The sequence below is a fragment of the Morganella sp. TYF_1 genome, assembly GCF_043105645.1.
Classification (GTDB): domain Bacteria; phylum Pseudomonadota; class Gammaproteobacteria; order Enterobacterales; family Enterobacteriaceae; genus Morganella; species Morganella morganii_B.
On sequence record NZ_JBICLU010000010.1, the window covers coordinates 88,902 to 104,786 of the forward strand.

19 protein-coding genes are annotated in these 15,885 nt (G+C 55.3%); all 19 read left to right on the forward strand.

Annotation, left to right across the window (positions count from 1 at the left end; translation table 11 throughout):
• The first annotated feature begins 341 nt into the window (after positions 1–341).
• The 19 genes from ACF8OF_RS02945 to cobS are packed head-to-tail and all read left to right on the forward strand — an operon-like array spanning position 342 to position 15,884.
• The gene (locus ACF8OF_RS02945; RefSeq protein ID WP_392495679.1) at positions 342–1,727 is read left to right on the forward strand and encodes a cobyrinate a,c-diamide synthase; all 1,386 of its coding nucleotides are present in this window, start codon (positions 342–344) and stop codon (positions 1,725–1,727) included.
• Entirely contained in the window at positions 1,724–2,683 is a 960-nt protein-coding gene (gene cbiB, locus ACF8OF_RS02950) for an adenosylcobinamide-phosphate synthase CbiB (protein ID WP_392495680.1), read from the forward strand. Before ACF8OF_RS02945 ends, cbiB begins: the two co-directional genes overlap by 4 nt.
• Positions 2,684–2,692: 9 nt before the next feature.
• Entirely contained in the window at positions 2,693–3,322 is a 630-nt protein-coding gene (locus ACF8OF_RS02955) for a cobalt-precorrin-8 methylmutase (RefSeq protein WP_004239019.1), read from the forward strand.
• Between the two features lie 2 nt (positions 3,323–3,324).
• Positions 3,325–4,482 (forward strand): cobalt-precorrin-5B (C(1))-methyltransferase CbiD, encoded by a 1,158-nt coding sequence (gene cbiD, locus ACF8OF_RS02960; protein WP_279796102.1) that lies wholly within the window; start codon positions 3,325–3,327, stop codon positions 4,480–4,482.
• Positions 4,479–5,090: a cobalt-precorrin-7 (C(5))-methyltransferase gene (locus ACF8OF_RS02965; RefSeq protein ID WP_392495682.1), complete on the forward strand. Its 612-nt coding sequence runs from the start codon at positions 4,479–4,481 to the stop codon at positions 5,088–5,090. The genes cbiD and ACF8OF_RS02965 overlap by 4 nt, the downstream gene beginning before the upstream one ends.
• The gene (locus ACF8OF_RS02970) at positions 5,090–5,659 is read left to right on the forward strand and encodes a decarboxylating cobalt-precorrin-6B (C(15))-methyltransferase (protein WP_024472823.1); all 570 of its coding nucleotides are present in this window, start codon (positions 5,090–5,092) and stop codon (positions 5,657–5,659) included. The genes ACF8OF_RS02965 and ACF8OF_RS02970 overlap by 1 nt, the downstream gene beginning before the upstream one ends.
• Positions 5,652–6,431, forward strand: coding sequence for a cobalt-precorrin-4 methyltransferase (locus tag ACF8OF_RS02975; protein ID WP_036408525.1), 780 nt, complete (start codon positions 5,652–5,654; stop codon positions 6,429–6,431). The genes ACF8OF_RS02970 and ACF8OF_RS02975 overlap by 8 nt, the downstream gene beginning before the upstream one ends.
• Positions 6,406–7,473, forward strand: coding sequence for a cobalt-precorrin 5A hydrolase (locus ACF8OF_RS02980; RefSeq protein WP_392495684.1), 1,068 nt, complete (start codon positions 6,406–6,408; stop codon positions 7,471–7,473). Before ACF8OF_RS02975 ends, ACF8OF_RS02980 begins: the two co-directional genes overlap by 26 nt.
• Entirely contained in the window at positions 7,467–8,192 is a 726-nt protein-coding gene (locus ACF8OF_RS02985; protein ID WP_025154337.1) for a precorrin-3B C(17)-methyltransferase, read from the forward strand. Before ACF8OF_RS02980 ends, ACF8OF_RS02985 begins: the two co-directional genes overlap by 7 nt.
• Complete coding sequence (locus ACF8OF_RS02990) at positions 8,189–8,977, forward strand: cobalt-precorrin-6A reductase (protein WP_262862789.1); 789 nt, start codon at positions 8,189–8,191, stop codon at positions 8,975–8,977. The genes ACF8OF_RS02985 and ACF8OF_RS02990 overlap by 4 nt, the downstream gene beginning before the upstream one ends.
• 17 nt (positions 8,978–8,994) lie before the next feature.
• On the forward strand, positions 8,995–9,777 hold the full coding sequence (locus tag ACF8OF_RS02995) for a sirohydrochlorin cobaltochelatase (protein ID WP_262860473.1): 783 nt from the start codon (positions 8,995–8,997) through the stop codon (positions 9,775–9,777).
• A 9-nt stretch (positions 9,778–9,786) separates the two neighbouring features.
• Positions 9,787–10,512, forward strand: a complete 726-nt coding sequence (locus ACF8OF_RS03000) for a cobalt-factor II C(20)-methyltransferase (protein ID WP_392495685.1) — start codon at positions 9,787–9,789, stop codon at positions 10,510–10,512.
• A gap of 15 nt (positions 10,513–10,527) precedes the next feature.
• On the forward strand, positions 10,528–11,262 hold the full coding sequence (locus tag ACF8OF_RS03005; RefSeq protein WP_274370411.1) for an energy-coupling factor ABC transporter permease: 735 nt from the start codon (positions 10,528–10,530) through the stop codon (positions 11,260–11,262).
• A complete protein-coding gene (locus ACF8OF_RS03010; RefSeq protein WP_024472830.1) occupies positions 11,259–11,537 on the forward strand; it encodes an energy-coupling factor ABC transporter substrate-binding protein in 279 nt (92 codons plus the stop codon). Before ACF8OF_RS03005 ends, ACF8OF_RS03010 begins: the two co-directional genes overlap by 4 nt.
• Positions 11,524–12,201, forward strand: coding sequence for an energy-coupling factor ABC transporter transmembrane protein (locus tag ACF8OF_RS03015; RefSeq protein WP_262883317.1), 678 nt, complete (start codon positions 11,524–11,526; stop codon positions 12,199–12,201). Before ACF8OF_RS03010 ends, ACF8OF_RS03015 begins: the two co-directional genes overlap by 14 nt.
• Positions 12,198–13,046: an ATP-binding cassette domain-containing protein gene (locus ACF8OF_RS03020; protein WP_279796109.1), complete on the forward strand. Its 849-nt coding sequence runs from the start codon at positions 12,198–12,200 to the stop codon at positions 13,044–13,046. The genes ACF8OF_RS03015 and ACF8OF_RS03020 overlap by 4 nt, the downstream gene beginning before the upstream one ends.
• On the forward strand, positions 13,043–14,578 hold the full coding sequence (locus tag ACF8OF_RS03025; protein ID WP_392495687.1) for a cobyric acid synthase: 1,536 nt from the start codon (positions 13,043–13,045) through the stop codon (positions 14,576–14,578). The genes ACF8OF_RS03020 and ACF8OF_RS03025 overlap by 4 nt, the downstream gene beginning before the upstream one ends.
• Entirely contained in the window at positions 14,575–15,120 is a 546-nt protein-coding gene (gene cobU, locus ACF8OF_RS03030; protein ID WP_045139127.1) for a bifunctional adenosylcobinamide kinase/adenosylcobinamide-phosphate guanylyltransferase, read from the forward strand. Before ACF8OF_RS03025 ends, cobU begins: the two co-directional genes overlap by 4 nt.
• Entirely contained in the window at positions 15,117–15,884 is a 768-nt protein-coding gene (cobS, locus tag ACF8OF_RS03035; RefSeq protein WP_392495689.1) for an adenosylcobinamide-GDP ribazoletransferase, read from the forward strand. The genes cobU and cobS overlap by 4 nt, the downstream gene beginning before the upstream one ends.
• The last annotated feature ends 1 nt before the right edge of the window (position 15,885 follow it).

Consider the following 15,885-nt stretch of genomic DNA (forward strand, 5'->3'; position numbering starts at 1 on the left):
ATATGTTTATAAAAATAAAGTAGTTGCATTTTATTCATCTTGATCACAAATCAAGTATTTATGTGAAGAAACTCACAAACTGTAATAAGCAGATATATAAAAGCAGCATTTTATGTTTTATTAAACCTGAATATAAATAGCCGTAAAAAATCACTATATCAAAAATCGGCAATGTTAATTAAATGATCATTACATTTTCGCATCGCTGTTCAGCAATATTCTGTATTGCTTATGATCATGAAAATAAAAAGACAGTTCACCGGGTTAATTTATTTAACCTTTTTTTGCTTTCCTGGTATCAGGACGTTTTTTTGGCAACAACACCGTGTCAAAGGTAGCGTATGGATAAGGCACAAAAACAGGTCTTCGTGATCGCGGGCACCAGCAGCGGTTGCGGAAAAACCACCATCACCCTCGGGATCATGCGGGCACTCAATGCCCGCGGGTTGCGTGTCCAGCCCTGCAAAGTCGGCCCTGATTACCTCGACAGCAGCTGGCATACCGCTGTCACCGGCGTACCTTCCCGTAACCTGGATGCCTTTATGCTGCCGGCGTCCGTTCTGACCCCGCAATTCCGTCATTATATGCAGGACAAAGACGCCGGTGTGATTGAGGGCGTGATGGGGCTGTATGACGGTTTTGGTACCGATCCGCACTATTGCAGCACCGCCGCGATGGCAAAACAGCTGGACTGCCCGGTGATTATGCTGGTCGACGGCAAAGCGGTTTCCACTTCTGTTGCCGCCACGGTGATGGGATTTCAGCATTTTGATCCGTCACTGAATATCGCCGGGGTGCTGATTAACCGGGTGAACAGTGACAGCCATTTTCAGCTCCTGAAACACGCGATTGAACACTACTGCCATGTGCCGGTGATCGGTTACGTGCCGGTCATGAATGACATAGAACTCCCTTCCCGTCATCTGGGGCTGATCCCGCCGCAGGAGCAGGCACAGCAGACTGAGCGCTGGCAGCGTCTGGCTGATCAGATAGAAAAAACCGTTGATGTGGATAAGCTGCTTTCCCTGACACACTGGCAGGCACCGGCAGACAGCACTCCAATACAGCTCGCCACACCGGGTGCCGGACGCGGGCTGACTGTCGCCGTAGCGGATGATGCCGCTTTTAACTTCTATTATCCCGATAATCTCGATTTACTGCGTCAGAGCGGTGCGGAGATTGTCACATTCAGCCCGCTGAATGACAGCGCCCTGCCTGATCCCTGCCATATGATTTACATCGGCGGCGGTTACCCGGAAGTCTATGCTGAAAAACTTTCATCTAACACGGCTATGCGGGACGCTCTGCGGGCGGCACATCAGCGCGGTATTCCTGTTTATGCGGAGTGCGGCGGGCTGATGTATCTCGGTGAAACCCTGACAGACAGCAGTGGCAACACGTTCCCGATGACCGGCATCATTGCCGGGCACAGCACCATGGGTAACCGCCTGAAACGCTTTGGTTACTGCGAAGGCAGCGCACAGACAGATACCACACTGGTTTGTGCCGGTGAACGCCTGCGTGGCCATGAGTTCCATTATTCTGATTTTGCCACTGATCTGCCGCCTGCTTTTGAGTTTATCAAAGAGCGCGACGGCGAAATCCTCAAACGCTGGCACGGCGGTTATCAGGTTGGTAACACCTTTGCCGGGTATCTGCATGTGCATTTTGCCCAGCGTCCGGGATTATTGGATCACTGGTTTGCCCTGGCACGGAGAGTGTTATGACGTTACTCAGCTGGCTGGCAGCGTTCCTGCTCGACTGGCGCCTCGGTGACCCGGAACACTGGCCGCACCCGATCCGCTGGATTGGCAACGCCATCCGCAAGACCGAAGGTGTGATCCGCCGCCGCTGTCAGAGCGGTGCGGCACTGCGCCGGGGCGGAGCCGTGCTGTGGATTGTGATCGTCGGCGGCGCCTGGGCGGTGAGTTACGGTGTGCTGGCGCTGGCGTTTTATCTGGAAACCAGTCTCGGCTGGCTCGTCACCATCTGGATGACCTACACCGTCCTTGCCACCCGCTGTTTGCAGGATGCGGCAATGCGGGTGTATGACGCGCTGAAAGCAGATGATCTGGCTGAGAGCCGTGAAAAATTATCGTGGATCGTCGGGCGTGATACCCGGGAGCTGACACCGCTGCAGATCACCCGCGCGGTAACCGAAACGGTCGCGGAAAACACCACCGACGGTGTCATCGCCCCGCTGTTCTTCTTATTACTGGGCGGTGCGCCGCTGGCAATGGCCTATAAAGCGGTGAATACCCTGGACTCGATGGTCGGCTATAAAAATGAAAAGTACGGCGATATCGGTATGTTTTCCGCCCGTGCGGATGATGTCGCCAACTATATCCCGGCGCGTCTGAGCTGGCTGCTGTTCACTTTCGCCGCCTTTGTTCTGAAATACCGTTACCGGGACGCTTTCCGCACCGGGTTACGTGATCACGCCAATCACCGCAGTCCGAACAGCGGCTGGTCCGAAGCGACGGTCGCCGGGGCACTCGGTGTGCAGCTGGGCGGGCCGAATACCTATTTCGGGCAGTTGGTTGATAAACCGTGGATCGGTGACAACACCCGCGACATCAATGCAGACGATATTCTCAGCACCATCCGGCTGATGTGGGTTGCCTCTTCCGCCGCACTGGCGCTGTTCGCCGTCATTCATCTTCTGGCACAGTGGATTTTGTAAGGGAAAAATATGAGTTACATACAACAGCCGCAGGAAATCGAAAAAAACAGTTTTCTGATCATTGATGACATTATCCGCGAAACACGACCGGAATACCGTTTCGCCAGTGATGATCACGCGGCGATTATCAAACGCGCTATCCATACCACTGCCGATTTTGACTGGCTGGATATTCTGCATTTTTCTGACGGCGTGATTGAAATCCTCCGTGACGGCATTATGCGCGGCTGCACTATTTATACCGATACCACGATGGCGCTGTCCGGGATCAACAAAACCCGCCTGGCGAAATACGGCTCAGAGTGCCGCTGCTATGTCAGTGACCCGCGTGTGGTCGCCGCTGCCAAAGAACAGCAGATGACCCGCTCCATGGCGGCAGTGGATATCGCCATGCAAGAGCCGGGGGAGAAAATTTTTGTCTTCGGTAATGCGCCGACCGCCCTGTTCCGCGTGCTGGAACACACAGAAAAACCGGTTGCCGTTGTCGGTGTGCCGGTCGGTTTTGTCGGCGCGGCAGAATCCAAAGATGCGCTGGCGGAGAGCTCGCTGCCGTGTATCGCCGCACTCGGCCGCAAAGGCGGCAGTAACGTGGCCGCCGCAATTATCAACGCCATCCTTTACCGGATGCCGGAGGCGTAATCATGACGCAGGAAAACACCACAGCACCTGACGATAACGGCACCGGCGTCGTCTGGCACAAAGGCAAGGCACTGCGCAAGGGGTATACCACCGGCTCCTGTGCCACCGCTGCCGCCAAAGTGGCGGCGCTGATGGTGTTGCGTCAGGAAATAATTCAGCAGGTTTCGATTGTCACACCGTCCGGCGTGACACTGAACCTGAATGTGGAAGAGCCGCTGATTTGCGGACAATCCGCCACCGCTGCCATCCGCAAAGATGGCGGCGACGATATTGATGCCACCCACGGCATGCTGATTTTCGCCCGGGTCGCGCTCAATGACAGCGGTGTTATCACCCTGGACGGCGGCGAAGGTGTCGGCCGTGTGACCAAAGTCGGTGTCGGACTGCCAATCGGTGATGCTGCCATCAACAAAACCCCGCGCCAGACGATTGAAGCCGCGGTGCGTGAAGCTATCGGCCCGAACCGGGGGGCGGATGTCACCATCTTTGCCCCGGAAGGGGAAGAGCGGGCGAAAAAAACCTATAACGGTCGTCTCGGTATTCTCGGCGGGATTTCGGTAATCGGTACCAGCGGCATTGTTACACCGATGTCGGAAGAGAGCTGGAAACGCTCCCTGTCCATCGAACTGGAAATGAAACGCGCTCAGGGTATGACCCGCGTTTTCCTGGTGCCGGGTAACCACGGCGAACGGTTTGTCAGCGAACAGCTCGGACTGGACGGTGCGTATGTCGTCACCATGAGTAACTTTGTCGGCTATATGTTGCAGGAAGCCACACGACTGAAGTTTGAGCAGGTGGTGATCCTCGGGCACTTCGGCAAGCTGGTCAAAATCGCGGCAGGCATTTTCCACACCCACAGCCATATTGCGGATGCGCGGATGGAAACCCTGATCGCTAATCTCGCCCTGATCGGCGCCCCGCTCTCTTTATTACAGGACGTGGACGGCTGCACCACTACCGAAGCGGCGATTGAACTGATCAATGCGCAGGGCTGGCAGGCGGTCTACCCGCGGATCGCGGAAAAAATCTGTGACCGGATTAATCAGATGCTGCGTTTCTCCGATGAGCCGCCGCACTGCGATGCCATTCTGTTCTCGTTTGATAATCAGGTGCTGGGGACCAACCGTCCGCTGAGCGCCATAACGGAGGGATTCCGATGATTTATGTGACCGGCGTGGGCCCCGGCTCAGAAGCGTATCTGACCCGGCGGGCAGCGGACGTAATTTCCGGCGCGGATATTTTAATCGGCGGTCAGCGCCATCTGGATGAATTTGCCGGGCTGTCTGCCGAAACCCGTGTCATTGATGCGGATATCAGCGGCCTGATGAACTGGATAGCAGAACGTCTTGATCGCCGCATTGTCATTCTGGCCTCCGGTGACCCGATGTTTTTCGGCATCGGCAAACGCATCAGCGAAACCTTTGCACCGGAACAGGTGCAGATCGTGCCCGGTATCAGTTCGGTGCAATACCTGTGTTCCCGTGCCGGCATGGATATGAATGATATTTATCTCACCAGCAGCCATAACCGCAGCCCCGATTTTGACTGGCTGCTCGCCCATGAGCGTATCGGTATGGTGACCGACAGTAAGATAGGCCCGAAAGAAATCGCCGCCGAAATCCTGCTGCGCGGTCAGACCCGGCGGATGATCATCGGTGAAAACCTTTCCGGCCGTCATGAGCGGATCACCATTCTCAATGCAGAAGATGTCACCGGTGATTACAACATGAATGTGGTGTTAATTGATAAGCGGGGCAGCGTAGCCTGATGAAAGACGAACTGTTTTTACGCGGACAACAGATCCCGATGACCAAAGAGCCGGTGCGGGCACTCGCCCTGTCACGGCTGGATTTACAGGGCGCACAGCGCCTGATTGATGTGGGGGCGGGTACCGGCAGTGTTTCCATTGAAGCGGCACTCAGCCACCCGGCGCTTGAGATTATTGCCATCGAGAAAAAACCGGAAGCCATTGCGCTGATCAAAGAGAACTGCCGTCACTTCCGCTGTCCGCAAATCCGCGTGATTGACGCGTATGCGCCGGTGGAACTGGCTGAAAAAGCAGATGCCGTGTTTGTCGGCGGTACCGGCGGCAATCTCACGGAGATTATCGACTGGTCTCTCGATCATCTGCACAGCGACGGCACCCTGGTGATGACCTTTATCCTGCTGGATAACCTGACACAAGCCATTGCACACCTGAAACAGTGTGCGGTGAGCGAACTGGACTGCTGTGAATTACAGGCCGGAAATATGACCGCGCTCGGACACAGTTATTATTTTAAACCGAATAATCCTACCTATCTTATTTCCTGCCGTAAGGAGGCGCGTTGTGGCTGAACAGTTTGACCGTCAGAAAGTCTGGTTTGTCGGAGCCGGTCCCGGAGATATCAGTCTTATCACCCTGAAAGGCTACCGTATTTTACAACAGGCTGACATCGTCATTTATGCCGGTTCGCTTATCAATACTGATCTGCTGGACTACTGCAAAGACGGCGTCGAAAGCTACGACAGCGCCGCCATGACCCTCGACGACATCATCACCGTGATGGTTGACGGTGTGAAAAGCCACAAACTGGTGGTACGCCTGCAGACCGGCGACCTCTCCCTGTACGGCTCTATCCGTGAACAGGGCGAAGTGCTGTCAGAACACAATATCGGTTTCAGCGCGATCCCGGGTGTCAGTTCCTTCCTCGGTGCCGCTGCGGAACTGGGTGTGGAATACACCGTACCGGAAGTGTCCCAGAGCCTGATTATTACCCGTATCGAAGGCCGCACACCAATGCCGCCGAAAGAGAGTCTGCGCAGCTTTGCCGCTCACCAGACCTCAATGGCGATTTTCCTGTCAGTTCAGGATATCAAAGGTGTGGTGGAACAACTGACCGAAGGCGGTTATCCGGAAACCACCCCGGTGGCGGTGGTGTATAAGGCAACCTGGCCGGATTGTCAGGTGCTGCGCAGCACACTGGCGGAAATCACCGTTGCCGTGCGCGAAGCAAAAATCCGCAAAACCGCGCTGATTCTGGTCGGGCCGTTCCTCGGCGACGAGTATCACTATTCAAAACTGTATGACGCAGGCTTCAGCCATGAGTACCGCAAAGCCTCGCGGTAAGCGCATTGCGCTGTTTTGCCTGACACCGGGCGGCAAAGCGCTGGCGGAAAAAATCCGCCCGTTGCTGCCGGTGACCTGTTACACCAGCGAAAAACTGGTGTCGGAGGGCTTTGAGCCGTTCCGTGATAGCTTTGCCGCGACTTTACAGCAGGCCTTTGCAGAGAATGACGCCCTGATTGTCATCGGCGCAACCGGCATTACCGTGCGGGTACTGGCACCGGTGATTCAGGACAAAATGAGTGACCCGGCGGTGATCGTGATGGATGAGAAAGGACAGCATGTGATCAGTCTGCTCTCCGGCCATCTCGGCGGGGCTAATGAACTGGCCGCCTGGCTGGCGGGCCGGATCGGCGGACAGGCGGTGATCACCACCGCCACGGACGTGAATCAGGTCACCAGTTTTGATCTGCTGGCGCGGGATATGGATGCCACTTTCTCCGATTTCCGCAACACCGTCAAAACCCTGAACCAGATGATGGTCAGTGGAGAACGCATCGGTATCTGGTGGCATCCGGATATGGTGGCGGAGCAGGACAAATACGCGTTACCGGGACTTATCCCGGTGACTGATTTACGTTCCCTGCCGGAGCTGGACGCGCTGGTGTATGTTAGTTACCGCCGCGAAGAAATTATGCTGCCGGTGCCGGTTTACAAGCTGATCCCGCGCCGGATTATTGCCGGTATGGGCTGCCGCAGAGATACCCGGGCAGACGAGGTTCAGCAACTGTTTGCTGAACAACTGGCTGAGAACAATCTGCTGCCGGAAGCCGTCCGCGCTATCGGCAGTATTACCCTGAAAGCACAGGAGCCCGCCCTGCTGGCGCTCGCGGCCCGTTATCAGGTGCCGTTTACCGTATTCAGTGCTGAGGAGCTGGCCCCTGTGGCGGCACAGTTCCCGGAATCGGAATTTGTTAAAAAAACCACGGGTGTCGGGAGTGTATCCCGGCCGGTCGCCTGGCTGATGAGCAAAGGCTGTCTGATAGGGCAAACCTGTAAGACCCGGGGGATCACCATTACGTTAGGAGCAGAAACAGTATGTTAACCGTTATAGGCATTGGCCCCGGCAGTGAAGCCATGATGACCGAAGAAGCCGTCACCGCACTGAAAGAAGCGGAAGTGGTCGTCGGGTATAAAACCTATACCCATCTGGTGAAACCTCTGGTGGGCGACAAAGAAGTCATCAAAACCGGCATGCGCAAAGAGATCGAACGCTGCCATCTGGCCATTGAGCTGGCACAGGAAGGGAAAAACGTGGCGATGGTGTGCAGCGGTGATGCCGGGATTTACGGTATGGCCGGGCTTATCCTCGAAATCGTCACCAAAGAGAAGCGCGATATTCAGGTGCGTGTGGTGCCGGGCATTACCGCCAGTATCGCCGCCGCCTCCCTGCTGGGTGCCCCGCTGATGCACGACTTCTGCCACATCAGCCTGAGCGACCTGCTCACGCCGTGGGAGGTGATTGAAAAACGCATCAAAGCCGCCGCCGAAGCCGATTTTGTTATCTGTTTCTATAACCCGCGCAGCCTGGGCCGCGAAGGTCATCTGGCCCGTGCATTTGAACTGATGGCACCGTTCAAAGCCGCCACCACCCCGGTCGGCGTGGTGAAAGCCGCGGCCCGTAAGAAAGAAGAGAAATGGATCACCACGTTCGGTGAGATGGAATATGAGCGTGTCGATATGACCAGCCTGGTGATTGTCGGTAATAAATCCACCTATATCAGTGATGATCTGATGATCACACCACGGGGATACAAACTGTGAATGACGGCAGACTGCTGATTTTCGGCGGGACCAGTGATGCCCGTCTGCTCTGTGAGCGCCTGGATGCACAGGGGGTCCGCTACCGGCTCTCTGTCGCCACCGCCGCAGGCCGTCAGCAGGCAGCCGGCTTACAGGGTGAGATCCGGGAAGGCCGGATGGATGCACAGGCGATGGCGGAATACTGCCGCCGTCACGGGATCCGCCTGCTGGCGGATCTCTCACATCCTTACGCCGCCGTGCTCAGCGACACAATTTTGCAGGTGCAGCGTGAGCTGGGTATTCCGCTGGTGCGTTATAACCGTCCGAGTGATATTGACGCGGTTGATAACCCGCTGATTTACAAAACGGACTCCATTGACAGCGCCTGTGAGATTGCCATGACACTCGGTCAGCGGATTTTGCTGACCACCGGCAGTAAACAGCTGGCGGATTATATTGCCCGTCTGCCGGGAAAAACTGTGCTGGCGCGGGTACTGCCGACACAGGACGTTCTGGCACAGTGTGAATCTTACGGGATGACCATTGATCAGATTTTTGCCCTCAAAGGGCCGTTTTCGGCGGAGTTTAATGAAGCGTTTTACCGTTACTGCGGTGCGGATGTGGTGATCACCAAAGAGTCCGGCACACAGGGCGGATTCAGTGAAAAAGTCGCCCCCTGTCTGGCGCTGGGAATTCCCTGCATTGTCGTGGTACGCCCGCAAACCCGGGTGTCCGGTGATGTGACTGAATTGCAGGATCTTTGCGGGGTAGAGCAGTATCTGACATCCCGTTTTTCTGTCTGTTGATTTACTGAGGTTATGAGATGAAAAAAGCGTTATTAGTGATTAGTTTCGGCACCAGTTACGCGGAAACCCGTGAAAAAAATATCGAAAGCTGTGAAAAGCAGCTTGCGGCAGCGTTCCCCGGCCGTGATTTTTTCCGCGCCTTCACCTCCGGCATGATTATCCGCAGGTTAAAAGAGCGCGATAACCTGCATATCAGTAACCCGGAAGAGGCATTACGCCATCTGCATGAGCAGGGTTATGAGGATGTGGCTATCCAGTCACTGCATGTGATTAACGGGGATGAGTACGAAAAGATCGTCAGCCAGGTCGAAAAATACCGTCCGTTCTTCCGCTATCTGCGCGTGGGCAAACCGCTGCTGAGCAGTTTTGAGGATTATTCCCTCCTGATTGATGCCCTGCACTCCCAGATGCCGGAACTGAAAGAAGATGAGCGCGTGGTCTTTATGGGTCACGGTGCCACTCACCATGCCTTCTCTGCCTATGCCTGTCTGGATCACATGATGACCAACAGCGGCTTCCCGGCCCGTGTCGGCGCGGTGGAAAGTTATCCGGAAATCGACCTGATTATTAAAGGTCTGAAAGCCGAAAACGTCCGCAAAGTCCACCTGATGCCGCTGATGCTGGTCGCCGGTGACCATGCCATCAATGATATGGCCTCCGATGAGGAAGACTCCTGGAAAACACAACTGGAACAGGCCGGAATCGAGGCAACCGCGTGGTTACAGGGCATGGGTGAGAACAATATGATCCGTCAGATGTTTGTCGAACACCTGGCGCAGACAATGGATAACGGGGAGTAATATCCGCACATGAGTCAGCAAACAGAAAAACCACAGGGCAGACTTTACGCTATCGGCACCGGTCCCGGTGCCAGTGACCTTATCACGGTGCGCGGCGCACGGATTATCGGTGAGCTGGATATCCTGTATGCCCCGGCCGGTAAAAAAGATGCCCCGAGCCTGGCACATACCATTGTCGCCCCGTATATCACCGGTAACACCACGGTGAAAACCTATCACTTCCTGATGAAAGCCTCACAGGAAGCGAAAGAAGCAGTCTGGGATGGCGTCGCGAAAGCGATCCAGGACGATGTGGCTGACGGTAAAAAAGTCGGCTTTATCACCCTGGGGGATTCCATGCTGTTCAGTACCTGGGTTTCCCTGCTGGAGCGTATCGGCAATCAGCCATGGCTGGAAGTGATTCCGGGCGTGACCTCGTTTGCGGCTATCGCGTCCCGGGCCGTTGTCCCGCTGGCAATGGAAAACCAGAGCCTTGCTGTCATGTCGTGTACCGCATCTCCTGAAGAGCTGGAGCATGCGATCACGCATCATGAATGCATTGTGTTAATGAAAGTCTATGGTCGTTTACAACAGGTACGCGATCTGCTCCGCCGCCATGATCTCTTTGATCACGCCATCCTGATGGCCGATGCCACACTGGAAACTGAACAGTGCTGGCGACGCCTGGATGAGATCGACGACGAACAGACACTGCCTTATTTCTCAACGGTATTAATTAATAAAACCCGGAAATAATTCGGTGAGGTTGTTATGCAACAGAAACTCACGCAGTTCTCGTTAACCGGTGCCGCCGTCACAATTCTGCTGATGATTGCACCCCAGGAAGCCTTTGCCATGCATATCATGGAGGGCTTTTTACCGCCGATGTGGGCGATTGCCTGGTGGCTGATTTTCCTGCCGTTCCTCGGCGCGGGGATTGTCCGCCTTAAAGCGATTGTTCAGGAAGATGCCAACCAGAAAGTTCTGCTGGCGCTGTGCGGTGCCTTTATCTTTGTGCTTTCCGCACTGAAGATCCCGTCAGTGACCGGCAGCTGCTCTCACCCTACCGGGGTGGCACTGGCGGTGATCCTGTTCGGGCCATCCGTGGTGGCTGTACTCGGCTCCATCGTGCTGCTGTTCCAGGCATTACTGCTGGCACACGGCGGCCTGACTACCCTCGGTGCCAACGGTATGTCGATGGCGGTTATCGGACCGATTGTCGGTTATCTGGTCTGGCGTTTTACCACCAAACTGGGCTGGCGTAAGGATATCTGCGTCTTCCTTGTCGCGGTGATAGCGGATTTAACCACCTATTTTGTCACTTCAGTCCAGCTCGGGGTTGCTTTCCCGGATCCGCAGATGGGGATGGGTGCGGCGATCCTGAAATTCATGGGTATCTTCTGTCTGACCCAGGTGCCGATTGCGATTGCGGAAGGTCTGCTGACGGTACTGGTTTATGATCAGCTGGTGAAACGTAACCTGGTGAGCAATGAGGTGCGGGCATGAAAAAGACACTGATTTTACTGTTTCTGACTGTTGCGATTTTTATCATCCCGTTTTTTATCGATCATGGCGGTGAATACGGCGGCTCAGATGATCAGGCAGAGCAGCAGATCCTCGCTATCGCGCCGGATTATGAACCCTGGTTTGAGTCTCTGTATGAACCGGCCAGTGGTGAAATCGAAAGTCTGCTGTTCACATTACAGGGCTGTCTGGGCACGGCAGTGATTTTCTATGTGCTCGGTTATTACCGCAGCGGCCGGAAAAATGCAAAGCCTTGATGCGCTGAGTTATCAAAGCCGCTGGCGCCAGCGCGATCCGGTAGCGAAATTCGCTTTCTGGGTTGTGATGATGGTTCTGGCAATGAGCCTGCCGCCGGCAGGCCAGGCGGCTTTATTACTGTGTATTGCGGCGTTTACCTGCTGGTTACTGCGGGTATCGCCGCTCCGCTATCTGAAATGGCTGCTGATCCCGTTCAGTTTTCTGGCGGTGGGTCTGGTGGCCATTATTATCTCCTTTTCCCGCACACCGGACAGTCTGCTGTGGGGTATTCAGATTGGTCAGTACTGGGTGGGTCTTGATCCCGCCGGTCTGGCAACCGCCAATCAGACCTTCTGGCGCAGCATGGCAGCTCTCGCTGCCACCTTCTGGTTTATGCTCAATATGCCGTTTGAACAGTTGATTAAACTGATGAAACGCGGGCGTCTGCCGCTGGTGCTGATTGAGCAGATTCTGCTGACCTGGCGCTTTATCTTTATCTTTCTGGAAGAAGCCGCCACTATTTATCACGCACAATCCCTGCGCTTCGGCTACCGCAACCTGCGCACCGGCTACCGCTCACTGGCGATGCTGGTCACCATGCTGTTTTCCCGCGTGATGATGCGCTATCAGCAAATGTCCGTCGCACTGAATGTGAAGCTCTATCAGGGAGATTTCCACCTATGAATCATCACCCGCAATTATCGGTCAGTGGTCTCACATTCCGCTATCAGGACGATAATATCCTGAAAAACCTGACGATGGATTTCGGCGCGTCTCAGATCACCGGTATTATCGGTGCCAACGGCTGCGGGAAATCCACTTTGTTTATGAACCTGTCCGGTATTCTGAAGCCACAGGGCGGTCAGGTACTCTGGCGCGGTAATCCACTGAAATACGACAAAAAATCCCTGCTGGAATTGCGTCAGCATGTGGTGACCGTTTTTCAGGATCCGGATATGCAGATTTTCTATACGGATGTGGACAGTGATATCGCGTTTGCCCTGCGCAATCTCGGGGTGGAAGAGGATGAGATCAAACGCCGCACCGATGAGGCACTGCGGCTGGTGGATGCGCTCGCCTTCCGCGACAAACCGGTGCAGCACCTGAGTTTCGGGCAGAAAAAACGCGTGGCAATTGCCGGGGCGCTGGTGATGCAGTCAGACTATCTGCTGCTCGATGAACCGACTGCGGGGCTGGATCCCGCCGGACGCCAGCAGATGATTGATCTGCTGGCCCGTATTGCCGCCGCCGGTAAACACATCGTGATTTCCAGCCATGACATTGATCTGATTTATCAGGTCTGTGATGGTATTTACGTGATGTCGCACGGCGAAGTGTGCGGCCACGGCACGCCGGAATCCGTTTTCCTGCAAAAAGAGATGATCACCGCCGCCGGGCTGGAACAGCCGTGGCTGGTCAAACTCCACTGCGAAACCGGACTGCCGCTGTGCAAAACTGAACAGGCGCTGTTTGCACAATTGCAGCAGCAGACAACTCCCGCCGCCGGAACACACGAGGTAATGGCATGACATTTTCACTGATGATCCAGGGTACGGCTTCCGATGTCGGAAAAAGTGTATTAGTCGCCGGATTCTGCCGGATTTTTTCTCAGGACGGGCATCACTGTGCGCCGTTCAAATCACAGAATATGGCACTGAACTCGGGGATCACCCGTGACGGCAAAGAGATGGGCCGCGCGCAGATCTTTCAGGCGGAAGCCGCCGGTATTGAACCGGATGTGCGCATGAACCCGGTTCTGCTCAAACCGACCTCTGACCGCAAATCCCAGGTTATCCTGATGGGGAAAGTCGCGCAGAATATGGATGCGGCGGAGTATCACCGCTACAAACCGCAGCTGAAAGCCATGATCCGTGATGTTTACAATGACCTGGCTTCTGAGCACGACATCATTGTGCTGGAAGGCGCGGGCAGCCCGGCGGAGATCAATCTGCGCGACAGCGACATTGTGAATATGGGCATGGCGGAAATGATAGACGCCCCGGTGATCCTGGTGGCGGATATCGATCGCGGCGGTGTGTTCGCCTCGATTTACGGCACACTCGCCCTGCTGACCGATGACGAACGCGCCAGGGTGATCGGCGTGATCATCAATAAATTCCGTGGTGATGTCGCTCTGCTGATGCCGGGCATTAAACAAATCGAAGACCTGACCAACGTTCCGGTGCTCGGCGTACTGCCGTGGCTGGATGTGGATCTGGAAGATGAGGACGGCGTCGCGTTACAGGTCGGCAAATATGACGGCAAAACCGAAGAAGTGCTGGATATTGTGGTGGTTCAGCTGCCGCACATTGCCAATTTCACCGATTTCAATGCCCTTGCCGCCCAGCCGGATGTCCGCCTGCGTTATGAATCTGATCCGCTGCTGGTCGGTGAACCGGATCTGCTGATTATCCCCGGCAGCAAAAATACCCTCGGTGACCTGCTGTGGCTGCGCCAGAAAGGGATGGATAAAGCCATTCTCACCCGCCATGCACAGGGTACACCGGTCACCGGGATCTGCGGCGGTTATCAGATCCTCGGCAAACATATTTATGACGATGTCGAATCCGGGTTATCCGATCTGCCGGGCCTGGGGCTGCTCGATATCACCACCCGCTTCTCGCCGGAAAAAAATACCACCCAAACATCCGGTACGGTGTGCGGCGCACTGCCGGGGATCTGGTCTGCCTGTCAGGGCGAACCGGTCAGCGGCTACGAGATCCACATGGGCGTATCCGAAACCGGCGCGGATGCCATCCCGTTCGCACAAATGTATGAGAAAAACCGCGAGCCGTGCAATCATGCTGATGGCGCGGTCAGCCCGGACGGCAGTGTGATGGGCTCTTATCTGCACGGCATTTTTGACCGCAACAATTTCACCCGCCCGCTGCTCAATCAACTGCGGAAAAAGAAAGGGCTGGAGCCGCTGCCGGAAAGCACGTTTGACTATGCATTGCACAAAGAGCAGCAGTTTAATATTCTGGCTCAGCAGATGCGGGAACACCTCAATATTGATGAAATCTGCCGTCTGATGCATGCGCATAAGGAGAAAACAGCATGATTTTAATCACCGGCGGCGCCCGCAGCGGTAAAAGCAGTTTTGCTGAAGAACTGGTGGATAACCGCTGTCACAGTGCGCTCTATATCGCCACCTCGGTGATAACAGATGATGAAATGGCCGCCCGCGTGGCGCGTCATAAGGCCGATCGCCCGCAGCACTGGCGCACATGGGAAGGCTTTAAAAACATTGCCCATGCGATCCGCTATGAGCGCAAACCCGGCGAAGGGGTGATGCTGGAATGTATCACCACGCTGATTGCCAATCTGCTTTATGATGCCTCGGGCGGCGCGGATCCGGACACGCTCGATTATGCGAAACTGGAGATCGGCATCAACAGCGAAATTGACCATATTATTGATGCCTGCAAAGAGAGTGAGTGTCCGGTGTATATCGTTACCAACGAACTGGGCATGAGCATTACACCGGAAAACCGGCTGGCGCGTCATTTTGTCGATATCGCCGGACGTATTAACCAAAAACTCGCCCGTCAGGCCGAACAGGTCTGGCTGGTGGTCTCCGGGATCGGAGTTCAGATCAAATGAACCTGAAATACCTGTGGGCGACACTCCAGTTTATTACACGGATTCCGGTGCCGCAGCGCTGGAGTGAAGGCACGGAGTTTCAGCAGTACGGGCGCGGTGTGCCGTTTTTTCCGGTGGTCGGACTGATTGCCGGGATCATTGCAACACTGCTGACGGTGTGGATTGCGCAGGCGACCCACAGTCCGCTGATCGCCGCGCTGGGCTATGTGCTGGCACTGATCCTGATCACCGGCGGTTTTCACCTCGATGGCCTGGCAGATACCTGTGACGGCATTTTTTCCGCCCGCAAACGCGAAAGAATGCTGGAGATCATGCGCGACAGCCGCATCGGTACACATGGCTGTCTGGCACTGATTTTTGCCCTGATGGCAAAATCTGCTGCCGCGTATGAGCTTCTCGCCGCCTCTTCCCTGTCTCTGACCGCCGCCGCCGGACTGCTGATTTGCGCTCCGGTCGCAGGCCGCACCTGTATGTCACTGGTGATGTACAACCAGCGCTACGCCCGCGAGGGGGAAGGGATGGGCAATATTTATATCGGTCGTATCACTCTGCGCCAGTTTGTCATCACCCTTGTCACCGGCGCGGTGATTGTCACGGTTGCAGGCGGGATGAAAGCCCTCGGTGCCCTGATTGTTACCGCTTTTATGATTTACGGGCTGGGGCGCTATTTCCGCCATCACCTCGGCGGACAAACCGGGGACACACTCGGTGCCGCTGAAGAGTGCGGGGAAATCATCTTCCTGCTCGCCCTGTTCTGGGTGTAAG